24 protein-coding genes and 1 pseudogene are annotated in these 25776 nt (G+C 64.7%); 13 read left to right on the top strand and 12 right to left on the bottom strand.

Annotation, left to right across the window (positions count from 1 at the left end; genetic code table 11):
- The first annotated feature begins 6 nt into the window (after nt 1-6).
- From pruA to RFA01S_RS09405, 4 genes are all read left to right on the top strand, one after another.
- On the top strand, nt 7-1656 hold the full coding sequence (gene pruA / locus RFA01S_RS09420) for an L-glutamate gamma-semialdehyde dehydrogenase (protein WP_032371593.1): 1650 nt from the start codon (nt 7-9) through the stop codon (nt 1654-1656).
- Nucleotides 1653-2597: a proline dehydrogenase family protein gene (locus tag RFA01S_RS09415; RefSeq protein WP_032407174.1), complete on the top strand. Its 945-nt coding sequence runs from the start codon at nt 1653-1655 to the stop codon at nt 2595-2597. The genes pruA and RFA01S_RS09415 overlap by 4 nt, the downstream gene beginning before the upstream one ends.
- Nucleotides 2598-2660: 63 nt before the next feature.
- Nucleotides 2661-4505 carry an HNH endonuclease signature motif containing protein gene (locus RFA01S_RS09410; RefSeq protein WP_072692059.1) on the top strand — a complete coding sequence of 615 codons (1845 nt, stop codon included), beginning with the start codon at nt 2661-2663 and terminating at the stop codon, nt 4503-4505.
- 232 nt (nt 4506-4737) lie between these two features.
- Nucleotides 4738-4926 carry a hypothetical protein gene (locus RFA01S_RS09405; RefSeq protein ID WP_027495777.1) on the top strand — a complete coding sequence of 63 codons (189 nt, stop codon included), beginning with the start codon at nt 4738-4740 and terminating at the stop codon, nt 4924-4926.
- Nucleotides 4927-5069: 143 nt separating this feature from the next.
- On the opposite strand, the gene RFA01S_RS09400 is transcribed toward RFA01S_RS09405, so the two are convergent.
- Together RFA01S_RS09400 and RFA01S_RS09395 are read right to left on the bottom strand one after the other, a co-directional pair.
- Nucleotides 5070-5408: an STAS domain-containing protein gene (locus tag RFA01S_RS09400; protein WP_228139356.1), complete on the bottom strand. Its 339-nt coding sequence runs from the start codon at nt 5406-5408 to the stop codon at nt 5070-5072.
- Between the two features lie 280 nt (nt 5409-5688).
- A complete protein-coding gene (locus RFA01S_RS09395; protein ID WP_032371734.1) occupies nt 5689-6168 on the bottom strand; it encodes a MarR family winged helix-turn-helix transcriptional regulator in 480 nt (159 codons plus the stop codon).
- A 147-nt stretch (nt 6169-6315) separates the two neighbouring features.
- Between RFA01S_RS09395 and RFA01S_RS09390 the strand changes: the two genes are divergently transcribed.
- Nucleotides 6316-8370, top strand: a complete 2055-nt coding sequence (locus RFA01S_RS09390; protein WP_238325123.1) for an MMPL family transporter — start codon at nt 6316-6318, stop codon at nt 8368-8370.
- Nucleotides 8367-8996 carry a lipocalin family protein gene (locus tag RFA01S_RS09385; protein ID WP_072692058.1) on the top strand — a complete coding sequence of 210 codons (630 nt, stop codon included), beginning with the start codon at nt 8367-8369 and terminating at the stop codon, nt 8994-8996. Before RFA01S_RS09390 ends, RFA01S_RS09385 begins: the two co-directional genes overlap by 4 nt.
- A gap of 137 nt (nt 8997-9133) precedes the next feature.
- On the opposite strand, the pseudogene RFA01S_RS09380 reads toward RFA01S_RS09385, so the two are convergent.
- The 3 genes and pseudogenes from RFA01S_RS09380 to RFA01S_RS09370 form a co-directional block, all read right to left on the bottom strand.
- Nucleotides 9134-10795 (bottom strand): annotated as a pseudogene (locus RFA01S_RS09380) (transposase).
- Between the two features lie 106 nt (nt 10796-10901).
- Nucleotides 10902-11513, bottom strand: a complete 612-nt coding sequence (locus RFA01S_RS09375) for an FKBP-type peptidyl-prolyl cis-trans isomerase (RefSeq protein ID WP_094621571.1) — start codon at nt 11511-11513, stop codon at nt 10902-10904.
- A 34-nt stretch (nt 11514-11547) separates the two neighbouring features.
- The gene (locus tag RFA01S_RS09370) at nt 11548-12402 is read right to left on the bottom strand and encodes an SDR family oxidoreductase (RefSeq protein WP_032407207.1); all 855 of its coding nucleotides are present in this window, start codon (nt 12400-12402) and stop codon (nt 11548-11550) included.
- 114 nt (nt 12403-12516) lie between these two features.
- Here RFA01S_RS09370 and RFA01S_RS09365 point away from each other — a divergent pair, with 114 nt between their 5' ends.
- Nucleotides 12517-12891: a winged helix-turn-helix transcriptional regulator gene (locus RFA01S_RS09365; RefSeq protein WP_027495770.1), complete on the top strand. Its 375-nt coding sequence runs from the start codon at nt 12517-12519 to the stop codon at nt 12889-12891.
- Here the strand turns inward: RFA01S_RS09365 and RFA01S_RS09360 are convergent.
- Nucleotides 12888-13241: a VOC family protein gene (locus RFA01S_RS09360; protein ID WP_032366786.1), complete on the bottom strand. Its 354-nt coding sequence runs from the start codon at nt 13239-13241 to the stop codon at nt 12888-12890. The genes RFA01S_RS09365 and RFA01S_RS09360 overlap by 4 nt on opposite strands.
- Nucleotides 13242-13448: 207 nt before the next feature.
- Between RFA01S_RS09360 and RFA01S_RS09355 the strand changes: the two genes are divergently transcribed.
- A complete protein-coding gene (locus RFA01S_RS09355) occupies nt 13449-13928 on the top strand; it encodes a DUF6764 family protein (protein WP_032366787.1) in 480 nt (159 codons plus the stop codon).
- A 316-nt stretch (nt 13929-14244) separates the two neighbouring features.
- On the opposite strand, the gene RFA01S_RS09350 is transcribed toward RFA01S_RS09355, so the two are convergent.
- From RFA01S_RS09350 to RFA01S_RS09340, 3 genes are all read right to left on the bottom strand, one after another.
- A complete protein-coding gene (locus tag RFA01S_RS09350) occupies nt 14245-15264 on the bottom strand; it encodes a hemolysin family protein (protein ID WP_032374841.1) in 1020 nt (339 codons plus the stop codon).
- Nucleotides 15261-16667 carry a hemolysin family protein gene (locus tag RFA01S_RS09345; protein WP_032366789.1) on the bottom strand — a complete coding sequence of 469 codons (1407 nt, stop codon included), beginning with the start codon at nt 16665-16667 and terminating at the stop codon, nt 15261-15263. Before RFA01S_RS09345 ends, RFA01S_RS09350 begins: the two co-directional genes overlap by 4 nt.
- Before the next feature lie 120 nt (nt 16668-16787).
- Nucleotides 16788-17180, bottom strand: a complete 393-nt coding sequence (locus RFA01S_RS09340; protein ID WP_027495765.1) for a universal stress protein — start codon at nt 17178-17180, stop codon at nt 16788-16790.
- Between the two features lie 113 nt (nt 17181-17293).
- Here RFA01S_RS09340 and RFA01S_RS09335 point away from each other — a divergent pair, with 113 nt between their 5' ends.
- The 3 genes from RFA01S_RS09335 to RFA01S_RS09325 are packed head-to-tail and all read left to right on the top strand — an operon-like array spanning nt 17294 to nt 20332.
- Nucleotides 17294-18283 carry a Bug family tripartite tricarboxylate transporter substrate binding protein gene (locus RFA01S_RS09335; protein ID WP_032399265.1) on the top strand — a complete coding sequence of 330 codons (990 nt, stop codon included), beginning with the start codon at nt 17294-17296 and terminating at the stop codon, nt 18281-18283.
- Nucleotides 18280-18810, top strand: coding sequence for a tripartite tricarboxylate transporter TctB family protein (locus RFA01S_RS09330; RefSeq protein WP_032366792.1), 531 nt, complete (start codon nt 18280-18282; stop codon nt 18808-18810). The genes RFA01S_RS09335 and RFA01S_RS09330 overlap by 4 nt, the downstream gene beginning before the upstream one ends.
- Before the next feature lie 16 nt (nt 18811-18826).
- Entirely contained in the window at nt 18827-20332 is a 1506-nt protein-coding gene (locus tag RFA01S_RS09325; protein WP_032366793.1) for a tripartite tricarboxylate transporter permease, read from the top strand.
- Between the two features lie 97 nt (nt 20333-20429).
- Here RFA01S_RS09325 and RFA01S_RS09320 read toward each other — a convergent pair whose 3' ends face one another.
- Both RFA01S_RS09320 and RFA01S_RS09315 read right to left on the bottom strand, forming a co-directional pair.
- The gene (locus RFA01S_RS09320; RefSeq protein WP_032407208.1) at nt 20430-21503 is read right to left on the bottom strand and encodes an alkene reductase; all 1074 of its coding nucleotides are present in this window, start codon (nt 21501-21503) and stop codon (nt 20430-20432) included.
- Nucleotides 21504-21605: 102 nt separating this feature from the next.
- Nucleotides 21606-23786: a glutamine synthetase III family protein gene (locus RFA01S_RS09315; protein ID WP_032407209.1), complete on the bottom strand. Its 2181-nt coding sequence runs from the start codon at nt 23784-23786 to the stop codon at nt 21606-21608.
- A gap of 188 nt (nt 23787-23974) precedes the next feature.
- On the opposite strand from RFA01S_RS09315, the gene RFA01S_RS09310 reads away from it, so the two are divergent.
- Both RFA01S_RS09310 and RFA01S_RS09305 read left to right on the top strand, forming a co-directional pair.
- Entirely contained in the window at nt 23975-24442 is a 468-nt protein-coding gene (locus RFA01S_RS09310; RefSeq protein WP_032407210.1) for an SRPBCC family protein, read from the top strand.
- A gap of 21 nt (nt 24443-24463) precedes the next feature.
- The gene (locus RFA01S_RS09305) at nt 24464-24901 is read left to right on the top strand and encodes an SRPBCC family protein (protein WP_032407211.1); all 438 of its coding nucleotides are present in this window, start codon (nt 24464-24466) and stop codon (nt 24899-24901) included.
- Between the two features lie 31 nt (nt 24902-24932).
- Here the strand turns inward: RFA01S_RS09305 and RFA01S_RS09300 are convergent, their stop codons facing one another.
- The gene (locus RFA01S_RS09300) at nt 24933-25772 is read right to left on the bottom strand and encodes a class I SAM-dependent methyltransferase (RefSeq protein WP_032407409.1); all 840 of its coding nucleotides are present in this window, start codon (nt 25770-25772) and stop codon (nt 24933-24935) included.
- Between the last annotated feature and the right edge of the window lie 4 nt (nt 25773-25776).

Below are 25776 nucleotides of genomic sequence, written 5' to 3'. Positions count from 1 at the left end.
GTCACCATGGACGCGGTCACATCAGTTCCCACCCCGGTCAACGAGCCGGTCAACACCTATGCCCCCGGAAGCGCCGAGCGCGCCAGGCTGCGCATCCGCTTGGACGAACTGCGTGCGAACCCCGTCCGCATCCATCAGGTGATCGGCGGTGTCCACCGCGACGCCGCCGGCACCGATACCGATGTGGTCGAACCCCACAAGCACGCGTCGGTCATCGGTAGTTTCGCCGAGGCAACGCACCGGGACGTGCAGGACGCGATCTCGGCGGCGACCGCAGCTGCTCCGGCCTGGCGCGATCTTCCGTTCGACGAGCGGGCTGCAGTGTTCCTGCGCGCGGCCGATCTGCTGTCGGGTCCGTGGCGCGAAAGGATCGCTGCCGCAACGATGCTCGGGCAGTCCAAGTCGGCCTACCAGGCCGAGATCGACGCACCGTGCGAGCTGATCGATTTCTGGCGGTTCAATGTCGCGTTCGCACGACAGATCCTCGCCGATCAGCCGGTGTCGGCCCCGGGTGTGTGGAATCGCGTCGAGTACCGCCCGCTCGAGGGTTTCGTCTACGCGATCACACCGTTCAACTTCACCGCCATCGCCGGCAACCTGCCCACAGCGCCTGCACTGATGGGCAACACGGTGCTGTGGAAGCCGTCTCCCACCCAGGCAGTTGCCGCGTACCTGACGCTGCAGCTCCTCGAGGCGGCAGGTCTGCCGCCGGGAGTGATCAACCTCGTCCTCGGCGACGGTCCGATGGTCTCCGAAGTAGCCCTGGCCGATCCACGCCTGGCAGGCATCCACTTCACCGGATCCACTGCGACCTTCCAGACGCTGTGGCGCGAGGTCGGCAACAACATCTCGAACTACCACTCCTACCCGCGGCTCGTCGGCGAGACCGGCGGCAAGGATTTCGTCGTCGCGCACAGCTCGGCCGATCCGGACGTGTTGACCACGGCCATGATTCGCGGTGCCTTCGACTTCCAGGGGCAGAAGTGCTCGGCCGCTTCGCGGGCATTCGTGCCGAAGTCGCTGTGGGCTCGCATGGGTGAGACGTTCATCGAGCAGGTGTCGGCTCTGAAGTACGGCGACGTCACCGACCTGTCGAACTACGGCGGTGCCGTCATCGACCGAAAGGCGTTCGACCGCAACGCAGCAGCGCTCGACCGCGCGAAATCCGTGACCGGCCTGACCATCGCCGCCGGCGGAACGTGCGACGACACGGAAGGATACTTCGTCTCTCCCACAGTTCTTCTCGGCGACGACCCCACCGACGAAGCCTTCACCACCGAGTACTTCGGCCCCATTCTGGCCGTGCACGTCTACGACGACAACCGGCCCGACGCCTATGCCGACGTACTGCGCACCGTCGACACCGGATCGAAGTACGCACTGACCGGTGCCGTCATCGCCACCGATCGCACGGCCGTCGAGCAGGCCCATTCGGCACTGCGATTCGCCGCCGGAAACTTCTACGTCAACGACAAGCCCACCGGCGCGGTCGTCGGTCAGCAACCGTTCGGCGGAGCGCGTGCGTCGGGTACCAACGACAAGGCCGGCTCACCGCAGAACCTGTTGCGCTGGGCATCGGCACGCACGGTCAAGGAAACGTTCGTCCCGCCGACCGCACACGGCTACCCCCATCAGGAAGGCGAGGGCACACGATGACCACAGTGCTGAGCAACCCACTGCGGCCGGCTCTGCTGGCGGCCGCACGCTCACCGAAATTGCAGGCCACCGTGACGCGGCTGCGTGCCACCCGATCGCTCGTCGACCGCTTCGTCGCCGGTGAATCGGAGCCCGCCGTGGTCACCGCCGTCGATGCCCTGCTGGCGTCGGGACGATTCGTCTCGGTGGACTATCTGGGCGAGGACACCACCGACCGCGCGCAGGCGACAGCCACCGTTCAGTCGTACCTGTCACTGATACAACGCTTTTCGACGCGTAGTACCGCCGAGACCGCGCTCGAGGTATCGCTCAAACTCTCGGCCCTCGGTCAGGGAATCGACCGGACGCTGGCGCTCGAGAACGCGCGCGAAATCTGTACCGCGGCAACAGCGGCGGGAGTGTGGGTGACCGTCGACGCCGAGGACCACACCACCACCGACTCGACCCTGTCCATCGTGCGCGAACTGCGGCAGGACTTTCCCGATCTCGGCACGGTGCTGCAGGCGTACCTGAAACGAACCGAGGCCGACTGCCGAGAACTGTCCGGACCGAGATCTCGCATCCGACTGTGCAAGGGCGCGTACAACGAGCCCGCGTCGGTGGCGTTCCAGAGTGCACGGGACGTTTCGGACTCCTACCTACGGTGCCTGGAAGTGCTGATGAACGGCAGCGGCTACCCCATGGTCGCCTCCCACGATCCCGAGATGATCGAGGCGGCGGAGCGGCTCGCCGCGAACGCCGGACGGTCCGCAGCCGACTTCGAGTTCCAGATGCTGTTCGGAATCCGCGACCACGAACAACGGCGACTGGTCGACGCCGGAAAGCACTTGCGTGTCTACGTGCCCTACGGCGAGCAGTGGTACGGCTACTTCATGCGCAGACTTGCAGAGCGGCCGGCCAACCTGATGTTCTTCGCGCGGTCGCTGATCTCACGCAACTGACTTCCCTCGGATCGACGAACGTGTGTTCGAAAGTGTGTCGGTGGGTCGCGGTAGATTCTGTTCATGCTTTCGGGGGACGGCGGATCAGGGGTGGACGGCATCGAAACGGTGCCGCCTGCCCCTGACGTGTCCGACCCTGTCTTGGCGGGGTTGGTCGACGCGGTGGAGTCGGCGGTCGCCGAGTTGGCGGGGCAGGCGTCGGTGGCGTGGTCGAACGCCGACCGGCGTGCGGTGATCCAACGCATGGAAACCGTGTCGCGGTCTGTGACGGCGTACTCGCACACCTGGCTCAACGAACTGATCGCACAACACGGCCTCGACGTCTATCCGGGTTCGGTGCCGTGCTCGGTGGCATGGATGCTGCGAATCACCCCACGAACAGCCGGTGCGCGAGTACGTCTGGCCGCAGAGTTGGGTGACCGCACCGCATTGTCCGGCGAAATGCTGCCTCCCTTGTTACCGCGCACCGCTGCTGCGGTACGGGCAGGGTTGCTCGATGCCCAGCACGTGCAGATGATCCGCGAATTCTTCCGACACCTACCGTCGACTGTGGATCCGCAGACCCGCGATCGCGCCGAACAGCAGTTGGTGGGTCTCGCCTCGACGAGGCGGCCCGACGACTTCGCGCCACTGGTGGCGCACCTGGACTCGATCCTCGACCCCGACGGCGACTTCGACGAGAACGAAGACGAAGACGAAGACAAGAACGCGAAGCCGAGGCCACGGAAACGGGATGCGTTCTTCTACCTCGGTGAGCAGGGTTCCGACGGAATGTCAGAAGGAAAGTTCTGCGTCGACTCCGAACTACGCGCCTACCTCGAAGCCCTGTTCTCGAAAGCCGCGAAACCGGGAGTGAACAATCCTGCAGACCCGACATCGATCGTCCACGAGGATGAGACCGCCAGCGACGAGGACGGCGGCGGGAGTGGCAGTGCGGCTACGCCAAAGCCCGGGCCGATGCCCGACGAGGCAGGATCGAGCGATGCTCGATCGGATGACGAATACCTGTGGGATGGGACGGTCGGCAACGGTGCCGACTTCTACGGTGACGACGACCGCAGTGGCGACGACCGCGGTGAGGGTGAGTGCACCGACAGCAACGATTGTGGTTGCGGCACAACGCCACACAGCACGGCCGACATTAACGACGACGCAGGCTCCGACAGCACTGCTGAACCCGTCGGCCAAGCCGACGCCGACGCATCGGACACCGCTGCTCGCGACGCTGCCGCCGCGCGAGATGTACGCACCCAGAACGAACGCCGTCACGACGCCCTGAAGATGGCACTGAGGCACACCCTCGCCTCCGGCACCCTCGGCACCCACCGCGGGCTACCCGTCACCGCCATCGTCACCATGACCCTCAAAGACCTCGACGCAGGCTGCGGCTACGCCATGACCGCCACCGGATCCCGCGTCTCGATCCGCGACGCCATCCGCATGGCCTCGCACGCCCACCACTACCTCACCATCTTCGACGACAACGGCAGAGCCCTCTACCTCGGCCGATCCAAACGCATCGCCTCCGCCGACCAACGCATCGTCCTCATCGCCCGCGACCGCGGCTGCAGCTTCCCCTCCTGCACCCGCCCCGCAACCTGGTGCCAAGCGCACCACCTCGACGACTGGGTCGAGGGCGGACCCACCGACATCGACTCCCTCACCTTCGGATGCGACATGCACCACGCACACGTCGGCACCGGCCCCGGAAAGTGGGCAACCACCAAAACCACAGCAGGACATCGCTATCCGGGCCGAACCCTGTGGCACCCACCGACCGGAATGGACCCCACACGCCGTGGGCTGATCAACCACGCACACCACCCAGAAGAAGTCCTCTACCCACCCGACCAGCACAACGACAACACCCGCGACACCGGCGACGAAGAACCACGACAACCCGCCTGACGACCCACACCACCACCACGGCACAGCTCTGCCTTCAACACAGCCTCGCCTCCCACACAGCCCGGCCGTCCCCACACACCCCGGCCCTCCCACACAACCCGGCCTTACTACCCAGCCCCGGCTTCTGCCCAGCTCTATCCGGAGTGCGCGGCATTGGCTTCCGCTTCTCTTAGCGGCCGGTGCCGGTGATGCGGCTGGGTTAGGTTGCGCAACATCGGGGCACCCTCACCGCATGGCAAATTACAGAGTTATCGACCCGCACGGAACCGTCGTCGCCACCAAGGACATCACCAGTTCTGAGGACGCGCACGCCTGGTTCAAGGACAGCCGCGCCGACAACGAAGAGTTGGGCTGGCGCCTCGAAGTCGAGCACGACGGCGACTGGGCATTTTTCAGCGACTCGGAAGGCACCAAGGACTAGACCTTGTGCTTTCACACGACAATCGGGCGGTCCCAGTGATTCGCGGGACCGCCCGATCGTTGTGCGGGGGGACGGCAAACGACAGTGGGCAGCCCCTGTGCAGGAGCTGCCCACCTCTTGTCGCGGCGATGTCGCCGCCAGTTCTATTGGTCGGTCGTCGGTCGGGAGGTCGGAATCGTCGACTCGAGGTCGGCAACCTGCAGCAGGCGGGTCACCGATCGGCTTGCCACGATCGACCACGAAGCACCGATGCCAGCCGTGTATTCACGAACTGCATCGAAGACGGTGAGTCCGGCGATGCCGAAGAACTCGACATTGGACAGGTCGAGAGTCAGATGCCGTTTGCTGGACACGCGACTGCAGACGAAATCGGAGAACATCGGCGCGCTGAGCATGTCGATGTCGCCGTGGACGGCGACGACGAGTGAACCGTCGGTGCCGTCGTGCGCGGTGAAGATGGCTCCGGTTGCTGCAACGGACACGGACTTCTCCGCGACGCTCACCGAAGTGGTTCGAACTTTGTTGCCTCGTGATTCAACACTCATGGCAGATCCCATCGATCGGTCGAACTGAAGGGGAAACCGATCTACGCAACGGGAGCAGAATTCTTCGCCTGACCCGGGCGCACACTTCGCTGCGTTTCCCCGTGACCGGCTGTTAGCTCAACCACGGCCAACCCTACGGCACCGGCACGCTCGGAGTCCAGCATTGGCACAATGCGGGCCCCCACCAGCGGTTCGAACATCCCGATGCGAACGCGGGCTACGTGCGGGTGCTGTTTCCCAGGTCGGCGTGATGCTCGCGCATGGCTCCGATGAGCGCTTCGAACACTCGGTGGGCAGCGTCGAGATCCGAATCCGGTAGGTCCTCGAGCGCAGCGCTGGTGCGCGCTCCCAGTGGTCCGAAGAACCCGCGAGCAACCTCCATACCGTGCTCGTCGTAGCGAAGTATGACTTTACGTCGGTCCGACGCGTCGGATTCGCGTCGAATATGACCGGACGCGATCATTCGCTCCACCAGATACGTCATCGCCGCGGACGACAGTCCGAGCATCGTGCCGAGCTCACCCGCGGTGAGGGGCGCACCCTCGACGTCGGCGACCATCACATGCAGCAGAGCGCGAAAGTCGTTGGGCCGCAAGCTGTGCAACGCACCGAATACCTGACCGATCTGTTCCGACACCGATGACAGCGCCCGAAGGTCCGCCGATATCGCGGATTCGAGGTGGTTTCGGTCGGTCATGGCGGTGGTAACTCCTTCGCTGCAGTCATGGTCAGACTACTGCCCGCAAGAGATTCAGTTGCTTAATATCTAAGTAAATGAGATTGTTTCTTCGTGGACAGCACCCGTACCGAGACCACCGCAGCCTGGGACCGCATCGCCGCGGCCGTGACGCATCGTCGATCGTGGGCGCTCGCCCTCGCCATTCTTATTCTCTCGATTGCCGTGATCGGGCTCGTCGGTAGCAACGATTCTGCCGGTCAGTCGCCGAACTCCTTGCCGACCTCCGCCGAGTCCTACCAGGTGGACGAGCTGCTCTCCCAGTTCCCGGACTCCGACACCGCACCGGTGATCCTCGTTCTGAGCAAGATCGATGGCGGTGACCTGACCCCGGCCGATATCGAGGCAGCCGCTGCTGCGCAGGCCAGGCTGCTCACCGTCGACCGGTCGGTGACCGACGAACCTGGACCCCCTCCCATTGTTGCACCGGACGGGAAGGCCGCAATCGCGTTCGTTCAGGTGAACTCGGAACTGTCCGGCTTCACCCTGAACGACCTGATCACAAGCCTCCGATCCGCGGCGACGGACGGCCTACCGTCCGATCTCAACGCCCAGGTCACCGGCGGGCCGGCATTCGGAGCAGACATCGCCAACTCGTTCTCCGGGGCCAATTTCACGTTGCTCGCCGTCACCGCACTCGTGGTGGCAGTGCTCCTCATCGCCACCTATCGATCGCCCATTCTGTGGTTGGTTCCGCTTGCCGTCATCGGTTTCGCCGATCGGTTCGCCTCCACCGTCGGCACGGCCCTCGCCGAGGCGACCGGACTGTCGTTCGACGGCTCGACCTCGGGGATCACCAGCGTGCTCGTCTTCGGCGCAGGCACCAATTACGCCCTGCTGCTGATCTCTCGTTACCGCGAGGAACTCCGCCGCGAGTCCGATCACCGGCTCGCGTTGCGCCACGCCGTCCGGAACGCGGGACCGGCCATCCTCGCCAGTAATGCCACCGTTGTCCTCGCACTGCTGACTCTGTTGCTGGCCATCCTCCCCAGCACTCGCAGCTTGGGAGCGCTGGCCGCGGCCGGCCTCGTCGTCGCATCGGTGTTCGTGCTGTTCGTACTGCCTCCGTTGTTGGCACTGTGCGGCCCGAAGTTGTTCTGGCCCTTCGTCCCCAAGCCGTCCGATCGCGATACCACCACCGAGGGCGTCTGGCATTCGGTTGCCGCCGGTGTCGCTCGTCGTCCGGTGGCGACCGCGTCCATCACCATCGCCGTATTGCTCGCCTGCTGCGCGGCCTTGGTCGGCACACAGATCGGGCTGTCGCAGACCGAGCAATTCCGGGTGACCGCCGAATCCGTCGAAGGATTCGGCACTCTCTCGCAACACTTTCCGGCCGGATCCGCCGACCCGATCACGGTTCTCGCACCCACCTCGGATATCGACGGCGTCGTCGCCACCGTCCGGGACGTCGACGGCGTCGTCTCGGTGGATCGGGTCGCTGATTCCGATACCGGACTGACCCGGCTGTCGGTGGTCACCGACGCGGCCCCCGCCTCCGACGAATCGTTCACTGTCGTCGAGAACCTTCGGTCCGCCCTTGCCGGTGTCGACGACGCACGAGTCGGCGGCAGCGACGCCAAAGCACTCGACACCACCGACGCTGCCGCCCGCGATCGGCTCGTGGTGATCCCGGCGATCCTGGCGGTCGTCCTACTCGTGCTGTTGATACTTCTTCGCGCTGTCGTCGCACCGTTGATTCTCGTCGCCACCACGGTCCTGAGTGCCGTGGCCGCTATCGGTATCGGTAGCTGGGTGAGCCTGCACGTCTTCGGATTTCCCGCGCTCGACGACAACACTCCCCTGTTCGCGTTCCTGTTTCTCGTCGCCCTCGGTGTCGACTACACCATTTTTCTGGTCACGCGGACCCGGGAGGAGACGGTTCAGCACGGCACCAGATCTGCGATCGTGCGGGCGGTCTCGGCCACCGGCGGCGTCATCACCAGCGCGGGAATCGTTCTGGCAGCAGTGTTCTGCGTCCTCGGCGTCCTACCGCTGATCACCCTCACCCAGTTGGGAATCATTGTCAGCCTCGGCATTCTGCTCGACACCTTCGTGGTACGCACCGTCGTGATTCCCGCCCTGTTCACCCTCATCGGCCCGGGGATTTGGTGGCCGAGCACGATCGACAACGAGACGACCGCAACCAAGGAGCGAAATTCATGAAGGTACGTACGATGTTGAGCCGCACCGCAATTGCAGGAGCAGTCGCCGCAGGTGCCCTGCTCGGCGCGGCCCCCACGCAAGCGCAACCGGTCGGCCCTTTGGGGTCGGTCGGTCTCGAGCCACTGACTCCGATCCCGTCACTCGATGTCGAACGGTACTTGGGCACTTGGAACCAGGTTGCCGCGGTGCCGCAGCCGTTCAACCTGATCTGCGCCCGTGACACGCAGGCGAACTACCAGATGATCGACGAATTCAACATTCGCGTCGAGAACACCTGCACCACCTGGACGGGCCAGGAGAACCGCATCGTCGGCAATGCTCGGGTCAACGACACCGTCACCAAAGCCCAACTGCACGTGAGCTTCCCGGGCGTCCCCACGCAGGAGAGCCAGGAGGGGCCGACCAACTACATCGTGGCCTACATCGCAGACGACTACTCGTGGGCCTTCGTCGGAAGCCCCAACCGCACGTCCGGATTCGTGCTCAAGCGCACGCCCGACGTCAGCGTCGAGCAGTTCCGCGAGATCCGCAGCGTCGTCGAATCGCTGGGCTACGACTCGAACTTCATCACCACGACGCCCACCCCGGGCGGCGCGACGACGATTCAGCAGCTCTCGACCGTGTAGTGCGGCGGAGCCGCAGTGGCGTGGTTATGTGCCGCAGAGGGGCTGTTGCATTTTGTGTGAGCGGTAGTTCGACGTTGTAAAGGGGTGGCTCGGGTTCGATGCCCGGGTCACCTCTTTTTCGGCCCTGGGGTGCTCATTCAGGCCAGCGCTACGGTGTGTGTTGCGGTCAGGTGGGTGAAAATCTTGCCGATGTTGTGCACCGCGGCGTGGAAGGACCACTCACTCGTCGCCCGGTCGACGCCGCGGCTGGTGAATCGCCGGAATCCGAGGTTGTGTTTGGCATGTCCGAACGGTGTCTCGGCGATGTGAGACCGTTTGCGGTACGTTGCGATTCACTCCGGGGTGGCTAATCGTTCGGCCATCCTGGTAATCGAATCACCCTGTGGTGGTGCAGGATCCGATACCGGCGTAGCTACGGCCGCGGCAGCGGCGGCTTCGAGTGTCCGCGATTTCCCGGTGGCGATCAACCGGTCCGGGCCCGGTGCGTCGAGGTTCTCGATCGAACAATAGCCGGCGTCGAAGAGCATGATTCCGATCGACGGCGACTCGGCCTCGGCCGGTGCATGGTCGGCCATCACTGCCGCCGCAGCGACCGCTTTGTCGACCATCTGCTCGTAGTAGGTGACATCGGAGGGGCTGGTGCCGACGCCGGTGGCGATGATGATGCCGTCCTCGGCGGTGAATGCTTGGCAGTTGTAGCCCTGCACCCAGCCACCGCCTCGCAGCGGCTGCATCCGAGAATCCGGATCGGTGATGTTGCGCCGCACCACCGTTGGCGTTGTCTGCTCACGGGCGGCGGACTGGGCGAGGGCTGCGGCGACCGATGCGCGTGCGGCGATCACGCGGTGATGATCCTCGACCGGAACCGGAACCTTGCCTTTCGGTTTCCCGCCGCGACGCGCAGCGGCGTCGGCTCGCTGCCGATACCGCGCCTCGGTGGCCTCATGGCGTGCAATTTCCCGTGCAAGACGTCGGTGAGCAGCAGCTACCTGCGCGGCAAGCGGTACCCGACCCGCCGGGGACGCTCCCGCGTCGAGACGCTCGAGGTGGCCCTCGGCGGCTGACTTCACAGCCTTCTCGCGGGCATCGTCTTCGGCTTCGATCTGCGCCAACGCTTCAGCGATCCGCTTCGATCGCGTGGTCGGATCGGCCAACTCGGCCGGAACCCGACCCGGGCCCGGGTCGTCTTCGCCGTAGAGTTCGTCCTCGGCAGCATCGACGTCGGCATGCGCCGCGGCCGCGGCGGCGGCGATCTCGCGCGCCCGGGCCTGAGCAGCGTTCGCTGCCTCAACTTCGGCGGCGGCGCGCAATCCGTCCGCGCTGCGGTTGGCTCCGATGGAGGCGTTCGAGGCGATCTTGACCCCGTCGAGAGCGACGGTCCCCAACGACCCCAAACCGACCCGCGCTGCCAACGTCAGCACCTGTGCGAACAGCGACTCGCAGGCTGCATGGTTGTCTTTACGGAACCTGGAGATCGTGGCGTGATCGGGGGCATCGCCGGCGCAGATGACCCGGTAGGACACCACATCGGTGCATGCGGATTCGATCTGACGTGAAGACCGCATCCCTTTCGACCAGGCCCAGATCAGCAGCGTGCGCAGCATGTCCGGGTCGTATCCGGCGCGCCCGACCCCACCGGTGCGCCGGCCGGCATGAAAGACAGAGGTGTCCAGATGCGTGTCGACGATGTCGATCAGCATCCATACCGGATGCTCCGCCGGTAACCATTCGCGCATGTCCGGTGGAATCAGAAACTGTTGATCACGATCAACCGGTCGATAACCCTTCGCCACCAACACATTGTCCCGCACCACCGACAATGGGGTGCCTCGACACTCGAGACACCCCACCATCAAAATGCAACAGCCCCCAGAGGGCTTATAACCACGCCACTGCCGGAGGCACTCAGCTCGCGGACAGGATCGAGATAGCGAAGATCAGGCTGTCGCCCTGTTCGATTCCGGCTGCCGGATTGCCGGTCGCGTAACCGTCGGCCGACGTCACCGCTACGGCGACGGTCGAGCCGACGGTCTGTCCGGCGATGGCTTTCTGGAAGCCCGCCACCACGCCGGTCAGTGGGAACTCGACCGGTGCGCCGCGCTCGAAACTGCTGTCGAACGTCGATCCGTCGCGTCCGTTGACGCCCAGGTAGCAGACGGACACGTTCGCGTCGTCGGCGACGATCGGGCCGTCCCCGGCCTTCAGCGTTTTCACCTGCGTCTCGGCGACGCTGAACGGGGCTTCGACGTCGACGGCCGGGGCCGCTGTATCCGTCGATCCGGTGACGGCGATGCTGCCGGTGTCGCCTGCCAGTGTCCACTCCGGGGTGGCCGACGGGTCGGGTGTGCCCGTGGGGCAGCTACTCGAAGCCGTCGCATCGGTGGAGGACGTCGCCGAGGACGTCGTCTGCGTCGTCCCGGAATCCGAGTCGGAACTGCATGCACCCGTCAACAGGACGAGTGAGGTGGTGGCGGCCAGGAACAGGGTGCGGGTCGAGGTGAGTTTCACGGGGCCCACGCTACAAGTGGCATACGGGGCCCCGTGTATCCCGTCAGATCGCGGAGCGGAACACCTCGGCGACCGGGGCGGACGCGCGGCCGATCAATGCCTGCAGGTCACCGGAATCGGTGTCGAGTTCCCCGCGGGAGATACCGGCATCCGCGCTCGCCAGCATGGTCGCCACGAAATCGGGCAGTCCTGCGCCCTGAAGAATCGAGGCGTACTCCGACTCGGTGACGTCCTTGTAGACGACCGGCTTCCCGGAGATGCCGGCGAGAACGTCCGCGAGTTCGGCATAGGTCAGGCGCTCGTCCCCGCCGAGCTCGTAGATCTTCCCGCCCTGGTTCTCGAGAGTCAGCACAGCCGCGGCAGCGGCGGCGTAATCGGCGCGTGAGGCAGCGGCGATCCTGCCGTTCCCGCCTGCACCAAGCCACACTCCACTGTCGATGGCCTGGCCGAGCGAGCCCAGGTAGTTCTCCCAGTACCAGCCGTTACGCAGAAACACAGCAGGAATCGGCGAGGCCGTCAATCGCTCTTCGGTGGCGTTGTGCTCCGGCGCAAGGCTGATGCCGGAGGTGTCGGCAGCGAGCACGCTCGTGTATGCAACGAGGCCCACTCCGGCTGCCTCGGCGGCGTCGATGACGTTGTTGTGCTGAGCAATTCGCTGACCGACCTCCGATCCCGAGATCAACAGCACCTTCTCGACACCTGCGAACGCAGACGTCAGCGCGTCGGTGTCGCTGTAGTCGGCCACCCGCACCACCACACCGCGCTCGGCGAGTGCGGCCGCCTTGTCGGCGTTGCGTACGACGGCGACGATGTCGGCAGGCGCGACGCCGCGATCGATGAGTGCGGCGACGACGAGCCCGCCGAGATTGCCTGTCGCTCCGGTGATGGCTGTGGTCATGGAAAACGCTCCCGAGGTTGAAGTATCAAGTTCCGTTTCATCATGCACTTACTTTTCGTGCAGTGCAACATCAAAATTTAGCGCTGCCGGTACGGCCTGCGCTAACATGGAGAAATGTCCGAGGCCGTCGAATCTCTCGAAGCATCCGTCTTCGCACGGGAATGCGGGTCACGGCAGACGCTGCAGAACGCGACGAGCAGGTGGGGAGTGCTCGTCCTGGCGGCCCTCACCGAAAGCGACTACCGATTCAATGCCCTGCGCCGACGCGTCGACGGCGTCAGCGAGCGAATGTTGGCACAGACGCTGCAGACCCTCGAACGCGACGGCCTCATCGTGCGTACCGTGCTCGAGACCATCCCGCCCAAGGTCGAATACAGCCTCACCCCGCTCGGACGTGAGGTCGGATCACGGTTGACCGACCTCATCGAACTGATCGAGGGCTCGATGCCTGCCGTGCTCGAAGCACGCGCCGAGCACGACGCCCGCTAGTCAGCTGGGGGCGTCACTACACACCATTCGTTGCCCTCGGGGTCGAGTAGCACCTGGAACGACCCGGCCGCACTGGTGTGCCGGTCCCCCACCGCCGTCGCACCCAGACCTACTGCCTGCTCGACGGCAACGTCGATGCTGGGAACGTCCACGTCGAGATGTAGTCGATTCTTGCCGGACTTACCCTCGGGCACTCGCTGGAACGCCATCCGGGTGAACCCGGGAACATCGACGAAATGCCACGAGTCGTCGCGCACGACGGGCTGACCACCGAGCACACCCGCCCAGAATCGGGCCAGCACAGCCGGTTCCGTGCAGTCGAATACGACCTCGTCGATACGTCCGATCATGGAGCCATCGTAAGCACCGAGGGTGGGGGAACGCTGTTTACCGCGCTGTGATCATACCGAGATGCACTCGTGACCATGCGGATCTCTGAGCGCGTCGCTACGGGGTAACACTCGAGGAAGGTCGTCGGGGCGCACGAGCATGTCGATCCGGCAACCGCAGGAGCGCGGCACGCCCGGTGCCTGCGCCAAATCTTGGAGGCATCGACCATGTTCCATACCAAGAGAATTCTCGGCGGAGCGGCAGCATTCGGATTCGCCTGTACCTTCGCGGCCCTGGTGCCCGGCACGGCCTCGGCCGCACCGGTCGCCTGCACCACGGCACCCGGAGGGGCCGACGTCGCCGCGCTCGTCGGAGGTTCACAGTGCGACAGCTCCGCAGACGGCGCAAGTGCCGCAGCAGGAGTCGGCCTCGAGGGATGGGGCTCGGCGGAGGCGATGAACAACGCGGCGGCACTGGCCCTCGGTCTCAACGGCGGAACTGCCGTCAGCAACGCCGGCTTCGGCGGCGCGCCTGCTGCGATCGCCTTCGGTCCCGGTGCCATCGCGCAGAACACTGCGGCCGGCCTCGGACTGTCGATCGCCGTGGCTGCGCCGGGCTCGACGATAACCCTCACCCCCGAGGGTGCCGTCTGCAACGGTGCCGGCTTCGCCGGAAGCTTCACCACCCTGCAGGGCTGCATCGGCTGATGCCCGTCGTCGTCGGGGTGAAACACGACTTGCGCAGGCCATATCAGTGCCGCTGGGCCCAGGTTGATCTACAGTCTCACTGACTACAGTCTCGGTACGCGAGCCGGTGACGGCCCGCTGAACAAGGAGTTCGACGGCAATGATGTCCTACCTGCTCTACGACGTTCTGCTCCCCCAACTCGGCCACGATGTCGCGTCGTATTGGGCACACCTTCTGGTCATCGCCCCGATCTGACATTCGGACCCGGTGCTCACGAAAAATCCCCGCTCGGCCGCATAGGCCGGGCGGGGATGATTCGTGTGGGGTGACCGAAGATCAGACAGGCTCGGGCAGCAGCCGCGTCAACACATCCGACAGGGTGACAACGCCGATCGTGCGCGCACTGTCACCCGCCTCGGCCGACGGTTCGACGACCAGCGCCAGATGATGTCGAGTCTCGCGCATCGACTGCAGGGCGACGTAGACCGGTGTCGTCCGATCCAGCGTGTAGGCCGGGCGGGTGATCTCGGCGAGATACTCCGGCTCGGTCAACGTATCCCTCACGTGCACAACACCTTTCACTACGTCGTCGTCACTGACGAGGATGCGCAGATGGCCGCTGATCCGGGACGCCTCCCGCACGTCGTCGATCGACGCCGACGACGGTACCGACGTCGGCGCGCCACTTCCGGCCACCAGGTCACCGACGGTCAGATCCTGCAATTCCAATGCCCCGGATATCTGCGCCTGGTAACTCGCGTCCAGGGCTCCCACGTTGACCGAGTGCTCGACGAGCTGACGCAGGTCGTCTGCGTTCTGCCCGGTGCCGACGGTGTCGGCCGGCTCGACGCCCACCTTGCGTAGGCACCAGTTCGCCATGTTGTTCAGGGCCGTCAGCACCGGACGCGTGAGAAACATGAACGCGCGCATGGGGATTGCGAGCATCGTCGCCGACTTCTCCGGATGTGCGATGGCCCAGGACTTCGGAGCCATCTCGCCGACGACCAAGTGCAGGAACGTGACGATGATCAGGGCCAGGACGAAGCCGAGGACGTCCGCGAACCAGTAGGGCAGGCCGATGCTCTCGAACAGCGGCGTGAGCCAGTAGTGCACGGCCGGCTTGGTGGTCGCGCCGAGCGCGAGGGTGCAGACGGTGATCCCGAGCTGCGATCCGGCGAGCAGCACCGTCAGTTCCGAGGAGCTGCGCAGAGCAGCCCGCGCCGCCCGCGAGTTGGGGGCAGCGTCCTCGAGGCGATGCCGTTTGGCCGCAAGAAGTGCGAACTCCACGGCAACGAAGAAGGCGCTCGCAGCGATCAGACCGATGGTGACGGCCAGAAAGACCCAGAGGTTGCTCATCGGTGCGCTCCTGCAGTATCGGACTCGGCCGAATTCTCGTCGTGCTCGGTTGTCCGCTCGTCGATGGTGAGGGTCAGTAGTGACGGCACGTGACTGTCGATCTCCTGCACCTCGATCGTGACGAATCGAATCGGCGTTTCGTCGTCGTTGGCGAGGTCCGCGTTGTCCGGCGGCAGATCGACCTCGATTCGGGTCCCGATATCGGGTAGCGAACCATGATGGGCGATGGCGAATCCCGCGATGGTCTCGTAGTCACCGTCGGGTAGGTCGACGCCGATGGCGCGCTCGACCTCGTCGACGTGCACCTCCCCTGCCATCGTCCAGCTGCCGTCGTCGGCGCTGACCGGGCTCGGGTCGAGTACGCCGTCGTCGTGCTCGTCGGTGATCTCGCCGACGAGCTCTTCGGCCAGGTCCTCGATGGTGATCACTCCGGTGAGACCACCGTATTCGTCGATGACACAGGCCAATTGGTTCCGTGTCGCCCGCAGCTCGCGCATCGCGTCGGGCAGGCTCTGCATCTCGGGAAGGATCAGCGCATCGCGGGTGAGGTCTGCGATGGGGGTCGAATCCGGAGCGGTGGAGGCCAACACGTCGTGCAGATGCACCACACCCACGATTCCGTCGTCCTCGTCGAGCACGGGGTATCGAGAATGTTCTTGGCCCATCAGTGTTTTCACCTCACCGAGGGTGTCGGTGTCGCGGACCGTCGCCGCACGTGAACGCGGGATCATGGCGTGTTCGACGTTGCGCGTGGGGAAGTCGAGAATGCGATCGAGCAGCGTCGACAGCTCGTCGGGCAGATCCCCGGTCTCCCGCGAGTCCGACACGATGTGCTCGAGGTCGCGTGGGCTGGCCGAATGTTCCACATCGTGCACCGGCTCGATCTTGAGTGCTTTGAGCAACAGGTTCGACGACTGGTCGAAAATGGTGATGAGCCAACCGAAGAGCTTGAGGTAGACGGTCGTCGACAACGACAGCCAGCGGGCCACCGGCTCGGGGCGGGCGATGGCGAAGTTCTTCGGAAACAGTTCACCGAAGAGCATCTGTACGAACGTCGCGAACGTGATCGCCAGAACGGCACCGAGGCCGACACCGACTGCTGTCGGAACACCGACGCCGCCCAGTATCGCTCCGAACGACTGCCCGATCAGCGGTTCGGCGACGTAGCCGACCAGCAGGCCGGTGACCGTGATACCCAGCTGTGCACCCGAGAGCATGAACGAGGTCCGCTTGGTGACGGTCAGCGTGCGAGCTGCGACGGCGTCGCCGGCCTCGGCACGCGCCTTGAGCCGGGACCGGTCGACGGTCATGTAAGCGAATTCCTGCGCAACGAAGTAACCGGTTGCGACGGTGATGAGAAAAACGACGAGCAGGCCGAGCAGAAGAGTGAGCAGAACGCTCATTCGCCGGACACCGCCTCGCACGTAGTAGCTGTAGTGCGGGGAGCCGTGTCCGGCCCGGGTTTATCGCTGTCCATGATTCCTCGAGGTCGAGTGGTGGGAGATTTGTCCGATACTACCGGGTCACGGCGCTTTCACGACGAGGACGGGGACCGGGCTGTCCAACAGAACGCGCTGCACCGTGCTGCCCATCAGGAATTTGCCGACCGCCGATCTGCGCTTGGACCCGATGACGAGCATCCCCGCACCGACGTCTGCGACGAGATCGACCAGTGCGCCGGCCGGGTCTCCGCCGTCCGGTTCGACGCGCACGGTCGTCGCAGTTCCGGGGAGAGTCCGCTCCACCTCGGCCTGCGCCGCGCTACGGTCTTCCGCCGATACGGAATCGCGGTCCACCACGGACAATACGATCAGCTCGGTCCGACGCAGCTCTGCCTCCGCGGCACCGCGTCGCAACGCTTCCTGGCCCTCGGGGGTGTTGCTCATCGCTACTGCCACTGCGCTCGCTAATGACACGGTCTCTCCCGTTGCTCGAATCCACCGAAGATCGACCTCGATGTTGTGAACTGGACTAATCAGACAAACTGTATCTAACCTGACGCTGTGACACACCACACGAAAGGTCTCTGATGGCGATATCGCCCACCCTGCTACGAACGGCCGGAGCCCTGGTGGTGGTGGGAGCAGTCACCGTCGCCGGGATCGACGCCGCTCGCAGTGCCAGCGGCTCCGACGCCCGAGCCAAATTGACACTGATAGCACCTGCTGCCGCCGGCGGCGGCTGGGACTTGGTCGCGCGCGAGTCGCAGCAGGCGCTGCGCAGCGACGGCATCGTCAACAACGCGCAGGTGGTCAACGTTCCAGGGGCCGGCGGCACCATCGGCCTGAGCCAACTCGAGAACCTCAGCGGTCAGCCCACCACGGTGATGATCACCGGCACCGTCATGCTCGGCGGCATCGCGATCAACAACTCCGACACCACCTTGGCCGACACCGTGCCGATCGCCAAGCTCGCCGAGGACTTCGAGGTGTTCGTCGTCCCGAAGGACTCGCCGATCCAGAATCTCGAGGACATGATCGAGGCCTGGCGAGCGAACCCCGGTGGCCTGCCGATCGGCGGCGGGTCGCTCGGCGGCATCGACCACATCGTGGCGGGCCAATTGGCCCAGGAAGCCGACATCGATCCAGCCGCAATCAATTACATCGCCTACTCCGGCGGCGGTGAGGTACTCACGTCGCTGCTGTCCAACACCGTCGGCGTCGCGGTCAGTGGATTCAACGACTTCCGGGACCAGATCGAAGCCGGCAACGTGCGTGCCCTCGCCGTGGCCGCGCCCGAGCCGCTCGAAGGATTCGACGTGGACACGTTCATCGAACAGGGCTACAACGTCGACCTCGTGAACTGGCGCGGAATCGTTGCACCGCCCGGGATTTCGGACGAGGACCGGCAGACGCTCGTCGACATCGTCACCGAGATGGTCCAGACCGAGCAATGGGCGACGGCCGTCGAACGAAACCGCTGGAAGGAATCGGTCGTCACAGGAGACGAATTCGGGGAATTCCTCGAGGTCGAGCAGGCACGTATCACCGGAATTCTGGAAGAGCTGGGGCTGGTATGACAACGACGACTCCCGACACCGCAACCTCCCGCTCCTTCTGGACGGGCCGTAGCGGCCTGATCGTTCCGGCACTGCTCGTCGCACTGGGCGCATTCCTGGTCTACGGAACCATCACGATGGATGTTCCTCCCACCGCCACCTCCCCTGGCCCGCAGGTCTTTCCGGCCATCGTCGCCGGCGGCTGCTTCGTGGTCGCCGTGTTGGTCACGATCCAACTCATGGTCAAGCCAGACGTCATCGATCGCGGCGTCGACGACGACGGCGTGCCGCACACCGGTACCGTCAGCAACTGGCGAACCCTGTCGATCACCGTCGGATCGGTGGCAGTGTTCATCGCTCTCCTCGACCCGCTCGGCTGGGTTCTCGCCGGTGCCATCCTCTTCTGGGGTGTCTCGGTCGGATTGGGTGGTCGCCGTTACGTGTTCGACGCGGCAGTCGCACTGCTGGTCTCGAGCGCCGTCCAGATCGTATTCTCCGCGGGCCTCGGCCTGACCTTGCCCGGCGGCGTTCTCGCCCAGATCTTCTGACGGAGCTGAATTTCCGATGGATTCATTGAGTAATCTTCTCGACGGGTTCGGCACCGCGCTGACTCCGATGAACCTGGTGTGGGTGTTCGTAGGCGCACTGCTCGGCACCGCCGTCGGCGTGCTACCCGGACTCGGTTCTGCTATGGCGGTGGCGCTTCTGCTGCCGGTCACGTTCACTCTCGACCCCACCGCGGCGCTGATCATGTTCGCCGGAGTGTATTTCGGCGGCCTGTTCGGCGATTCCATCTCGGGCATCCTGATGAACACCCCCGGCAACAGCACCGCCATCGCCGGTACGTTCGAGGGACATCGAATGGCCAAGAACGGCCGCGCCCCACAGGCTTTGGCGACCTCGGCCATCGCGTCGTTCATCGGTGGCATGATCGCCACGACCTTGGTCGTGTTCTTCGCACCGACGCTTGCGGCGCTGGCGACCAACTTCGGACCCGCCGAATATCTCGCACTCGCGGTGTTCGCGTTCATCGCCACTTCGGCGGTGGTCTCGGACTCCGCCCTCAAAGGTCTGACCGCACTGCTGATCGGTCTCACTTTGGCCGTGATCGGTATCGACGGTCCGTCGGGGGCTTCACGATTCACCTTCGAGGTACCTGCCCTGTTCGACGGCATCCACATCGTCGTCATCACCGTCGCGATGCTCGCCCTCGGTGAGGTCATCCACATCGCGTCGAAGATCGGGCGGCCCGAGGATCGGTCGTTGATCAAGTCGCAGGGACGACCGTGGCTGAGCAAGGCGGAGTTCCGCGAAGCACTCCCGGCCTGGCTACGCGGGACGGCATTCGGTGTGCCGTTCGGCGTCATACCAGCAGGCGGCGCTGAGGTGCCGAGCTTCCTGGCGTACGGCACCGAGCGTCGGCTCGATCGTAAACGCGAGAAGCCGATGTTCGGCAAAGGTGCCATTCGTGGTGTGGCAGGACCCGAGGCGGCCGGAAACTCCACGGCCGGTACGGCCATGGGAGCGCTACTGGCGTTGGGTCTACCGACGTCCGCCACGGCGGCGATCATGCTCGCAGCGTTCCAGCAGTACGGTATGCAACCCGGACCGCTCCTGTTCGAGCGCAGTGGAGACATCGTCTGGGCCCTGCTGGCCAGCCTCTTCCTGGCGATGATCGTGCTGCTGATCCTCAACCTGCCGTTCGCACCACTGTGGGCGCAGCTGCTGAAGATCCCAAAGAACTACCTGTACGCGGGTATCTCGGTGTTCGCCGCCCTCGGCGTTTATGCGTCCAGTGCGTCGATCGTGGATCTGATCTTCATGCTCGGGCTCGGCATCGTCGGATTCATGATGCGGCGCTACGACATTCCGCTCGCACCGGTGTTGATCGCCGTGATCCTCGGCCCACTCGCCGAGGAATCACTTCGACGCGCGCTGGCCGTCAGCGAGGGCGACCCGTCGATTCTGGTCAGTAGCGGCATCACCATCGTGCTCTACGCACTGATGATCATCGCCGTGGTGTTCTCGATCGTCAGCAAGATCCGCGCCCGCAAGACCGCCGACTTCTGAGTGCCCTCCGCGCAGTGGTGTGGCTCTGTTCTCGGGTCGTTCCGCAGGCTTCACTCCTGCGCGCCCGCAGGCGCATAACCACACCACTGCGAAGCACTCAGTGCTGCAGAGCCGGGTAATCCGTGTAGCCCTTGGCACCGTCGGTGTAGAACGTGCTCTGGTCCGGCTCGTTCAGCGGAAGATCCTCACGCCAGCGGTACGCGAGATCGGGGTTCGCGATTGCCGGACGTCCGACCACGACGGCGTCGCCGACGTTGTCGTCGAGCAGCGACAGCGCTTCGTCGCGAGTGGTGATCTCACCGAAGCCGCTGTTGACGAGCACGGCACCACCGAACGCCTGCCGCAGATCCTGTACCAGCTCGCCCGACGGATCCATGTGCAGCACACTGAGGTACGCCAGACCCAACGGCGCGAGCCGCTCGACCAGCGCGCGGTAGGTGGCACGCACGTCGTCGGAGTCCGTCTCGAGCGCATCCTGAATGTTGTGCTCGGGCGAAATGCGGATGCCGACCTTGCCGGCTCCGAGCGCCGCGGCCACGGCCTCGACCACCTCGGCCACGAACCGCGCCCGGTTCTCCGGCGAACCGCCGTACTTGTCGTCACGCTGGTTCGAGGCGGGCGAAAGGAACTCGTGCAACAGGTAACCGTTGGCACCGTGAACCTCGACGCCGTCCATACCGGCAGCGACCGCATTCTTCGAGGCCTGTACGAAATCGGCAATCACCGAGGGCAGTTCGTCCTCCCGCAGTGCACGCGGGGTGGGGTACGCCTTCTTTCCCTCGTACGTGTGAGTCTCGCCGTCGATGGCGATGGCACTGGGGCCGACGACCTCACGGCCACCCGTCGTCGCCTCGTGGGTCACGCGCCCGGCATGCATCACCTGAGCGAAGATCAGCCCGCCGTCGGCGTGCACTGCGTCGGCGACATTGCGCCAACCCTCGATCTGCTCGTCGGTCACCAGACCGGGCTGACCGGGGAAGCCCTGGCCCGCATGGCTCGGGTAGGTGCCTTCACTGACGATGAGGCCCAGCGACGCACGCTGCTTGTAGTGCTCGACCACCAGGGGTCCCGGCACACCGTCCCGGCCGGAGCGCGTCCGCGTCAACGGGGCCATCACCAGACGGTTCTCCAATGTCAGATCACCGAGCGTCAAGGGGGAAAACAGCTTCATGGATCTCTACTCCTCATAGGGGCGTGCATTACATGCGTCCTTCACCCGAACCGAAGAGGTCCACGAAGCTATTCCACCTCGAGACATTGCTCACGCCAGCGCTCAGAGGATGTAGAGCATCTCCTGATAGGTCGGCAGCGGCCACAAGTCGTCGGCCACCATTGCCTCGAGGGTGTCGGATGCAGAACGGACGGCAGCCATCGCAGGCAACAGTTCGTCCTTGGCGTGGGTGGCCTCGGCCAGAGCGTCGCCGCCCGGATCCGCTTCGAGGGCGGCCTTCAATGTCGACAACGCTGCGCGCAGCTCCGACAGTGGAGCCGAGACTGCGTGCAGCGCAGTCATGTCCACGTCGTCGACGCCCGCGCCCTTGAGCGCACTGACGTTCTGCGCCAATTCCGTCTGGTAGCGCACGGCAGCGGGCAGGATCGATGTCTGACCCATTTCCAGCGTCAACCGCGCTTCGACGAACACCGTCAACGCGTACTGCTCGAGCCCGATTTCGTAGCGCGAGTGCATCTCTCGGTGGTTGAACACCTTGTACTTCTCGAACAGTTCCATCGCCGACTCGGAAATCAACTCCGGCAACGCGTCGAGCGTCGTACGGAGGTTCGGTAGGCCGCGTGCCTCGGCCTCGATCTGCCAGTTGTCGGAGTAGCCGTCGCCGTTGAACACCACCGCGCCGTGTTCGGTGATGATCTCGGTCAGAAGATTCTGCACGGCGGTGTCGAAATCGGTGCCGTCGGCGACGGCCGCTTCGAGGTTGGTCGCCATGTAGTCGAGCGCCTCGGCCATGATCGTGTTGATCGTGACCATCGGGCCGTTGACGGTCTGCATCGAACCGGGGGCGCGGAACTCGAACCTGTTGCCGGTGAAGGCGAACGGGCTGGTTCGGTTGCGGTCGCCGGGATCGGTCGGCAGTACGGGCAGGGTGTCGGCACCGATCATCATGGTGCCCTTGCCTTTCGAGGATGTGGCTGCACCCTTGGCGATCTGGTCGAACACGTCGGCGAGCTGATCGCCGAGGAAGATCGAGATGATTGCCGGCGGTGCCTCGTTGGCACCGAGGCGGTGATCGTTGGTCGCCGACGCCACCGATGCGCGCAGCAGACCGCCGTACTTGTGCACCGCGCGGATGACGGCGGCACAGAAGACGAGGAACTGCGCGTTGTCGTGGGGGTTGTCGCCGGGCACCAGCAGCGATCCCAGGTCGGAGTTGCCGAGGGAGAAATTGACGTGCTTGCCGGAGCCGTTGACGCCCTCGAAGGGCTTCTCGTGGAACAGGCACTCCATGCCGTGCTTCTTGGCAATGGTCTTGAACGTCGTCATCAACAGTTGCTGGTGATCGGCCGCGATGTTGCCGCGCTCGAACATCGGCGCGATCTCGAACTGTCCGGGTGCTACCTCGTTGTGCCTGGTCTTGGCAGGAATGCCGAGCTTGAACAGCTCACGCTCGGTGTCCATCATGAAGCCGAGCACGCGCTCGGGGATGGCACCGAAGTAGTGGTCGTCGAATTCCTGACCCTTGGGCGGCTTCGAGCCGAACAGGGTGCGACCTGCATTGAGCAGGTCGGGACGGGCCAGGAAGAAGTGCCGGTCGACGAGGAAGTACTCCTGCTCCGGGCCACAGAACGAGACGATGTTCTCGATGTTCTCGTGTCCGAACAGCGTCAGGATGCGCTCGGCATGTCCGCCCATCGCCTGCTGCGAACGCAACAGCGGCGTCTTGTGGTCGAGGGCCTCACCGGTCATCGAGACGAACACCGTCGGGATGCACAGGGTGTTGCCGTTCGGGTTCTCGAGGACGTACGCCGGGCTGGTGACGTCCCAGCCTGTGTATCCGCGTGCCTCGAACGTGTTGCGCAGGCCGCCGTTGGGGAAGCTCGACGCGTCGGGCTCGCCCTGAATCAGCGTCTTGCCTGCGAATTCGGCGAGCGCACTGCCGTCACCGACGGGATCGAAGAAGCTGTCGTGCTTCTCGGCCGTCAACCCCGTGAGCGGGTAGAAGACGTGCGCGTAGTGCGTTGCGCCCTTCTCCAGAGCCCAGTCCTTCATTGCCGACGCCACCGCGTCGGCCACCATGGGGTCGAGCTTCTTGCCCTTGTCGATCGTGGCCATCACCGACTTGAACACCGACTTGGGCAGTCGCTTCTGCATGACGACCTTGCTGAAGACGTTCTCACCGAATATCTCGCCCGGCTTCTCGTCTCCGACGAAGCTGACCGCAGGCGGCACGTACGCCTCGACGTCTTTGATCGCCTGCAGGCGGACGGTATTTCCACTCATGGCTACCCCTTGGCAAGGTGCGCTCCGCACCTGGTGTGTGCGGAGTCCGACTCGGCGACTGTACGAATGCCTCGTGGCGGTGGTGTTTCGTCGCTGTGTCCACTGCAATGCAAAACCGCGATCGGAGTTTCTTTCCACGCAGACGGGGGTAAGTCCGTAGCCAGCGTAAACAACCGAAAGCGAGCCCCGTGACCGACCAGCTGACCGTCCGCCGCGTGATCGACGCTCCCCCTGCCTCGGTGTTCACCGCCCTGGCCAACCCCGAGGTCCAGGCCGCGATCGATGGCTCGGACATGCTGCGCGGCGCGATCGATCCGACGCCGCTGAACGCGGTGGGCGACACCTTCGCGATGGATATGTATCAACCGGAACTGGGCGAGTACGTCATGGAGAACACCGTGTTCGTGTTCGAGCAGGATCGACGCATCGGTTGGATTCCCAATCGCCAGGGCATGGAACCCCGTGGCACGCGGTGGTCCTGGGAACTCGAGGAGGTCGCCCACGACAGGACAGCACTGACGCAGGTCTACGACTGGTCCCGCGTCACCGATCCGGAGTTCCGAAAGATGGCCGGCTTTCCGAGGGTGACCGAAGAACAGATCGTCGGCACGATGCGCCGTCTCGCAGAACACCTCGGCGTCACCGTCGAGAACTGATCCATCGAAAGAGAGAACCTCATGGTCGACGTCACCCGAACCTTCACCGCCGCTGTCGCGCTCGACAAGGCCGCGGCATTCCTGCGCGACTTCTCCAATGCGTCGGCGTGGGATCCGGGAACCGAGAGCTGCACCCAGGTCTCCGGCGGCCCAGTGGCCGTCGGAACGCAGTGGCACAACGTCTCGAAGTTGTTCGGAGTCACTACCGAACTGACGTATACGTTGGTCACCGACGAGCCCGATCACGTCGTGCTCGAGGGGAAGAACAAGACGGCAACCAGCGTCGACGACATCACGCTGACAGCCGAGGGCCCCGGGTCGACCCGGATCGACTACCACGCGCACGTCGAATTCAACGGTGCGGCAAAGGTTGCGGGCCCGTTCCTGAAGGCGGGCTTCGAGGCAAAGGTCGCTCCGGAGACCGTGGAGAAGATGACCGCCGCGCTGGAAAGACTGTGACCTCGACGCTTCCGAGCTCAGTACCTCGAAGTCACTTTCGTTCCAGCGCAGGCTTTTTCGCGAGGACGGTGAAGTTGTCGGCCGCGGACTCGTGTCGGTCCGGCGCGATGCGTTCGCCGTCGTCGCCGTAGACGGCGATCAGTTCGAGGCCCGCGCCGGCCACCAGAGTGCGGACGTCGTCGAGGGTCGAGAAGTGCATGACGAGTGCGAATTCGTGGGCTTGCAACGGGGCCAGAGCCCACGATCGGTGATCCTCGGCTTTCGACCGATTGACGAGCCAGTTCCGCACACCGCGCACCTGCGCAGACGGATCGAGCAGACGACGTCCGACGGCGACGAGAAGTGCTCGCAGCGAGAACTGTGGCCGAGTCGTCGGTCGCCGTAACTGAAACGGGCTCTCCAGGTACGACCGGCCACCTCGATTGAGCGTCGAGAAGACCACGACGCCTGTCTCGTCGGTCACCCGCGCGAATTCGGCCAGTACGCGGCGGCGTTGCTCGTGGGTCACGGTATCGAGTCCGTTGTTGCTGAAGACGACCAAGCCGAACTCACCGTCCTCGAACGCCGCCAGGTCACGAGCGTCGGCGACGTGCGCAGGCAGATCGGGAAAATTCTTCCGGAAAGCGTCGATCATGTTGGGGGCGTAGTCGATTGCCACGTACCGGTCGGACAGCAATCGCAGCAGCGGCGTGGTGCGGCCGCTCCCCACACCCACGTCCAACACCGGAACCCCGCGGGCCAGGTCTGCGGCGGCGACCAAGGCTGCGGCCTCACCGCGATCGAGAAATCCGCCGGTGGGTCCCATGAATTCCACGTACGTGGCGGCGACCCGAGCATCGTCGAAAACACCCCGGTTGGAGTCGGTGGACAACTCG

Source organism: Rhodococcoides fascians NBRC 12155 = LMG 3623, assembly GCF_001894785.1.
Lineage (GTDB): Bacteria > Actinomycetota > Actinomycetes > Mycobacteriales > Mycobacteriaceae > Rhodococcoides > Rhodococcoides fascians.
The sequence above is the reverse complement of the archived record's forward strand: the minus strand, read 5'-3'. Positions and strand labels throughout refer to the sequence as shown.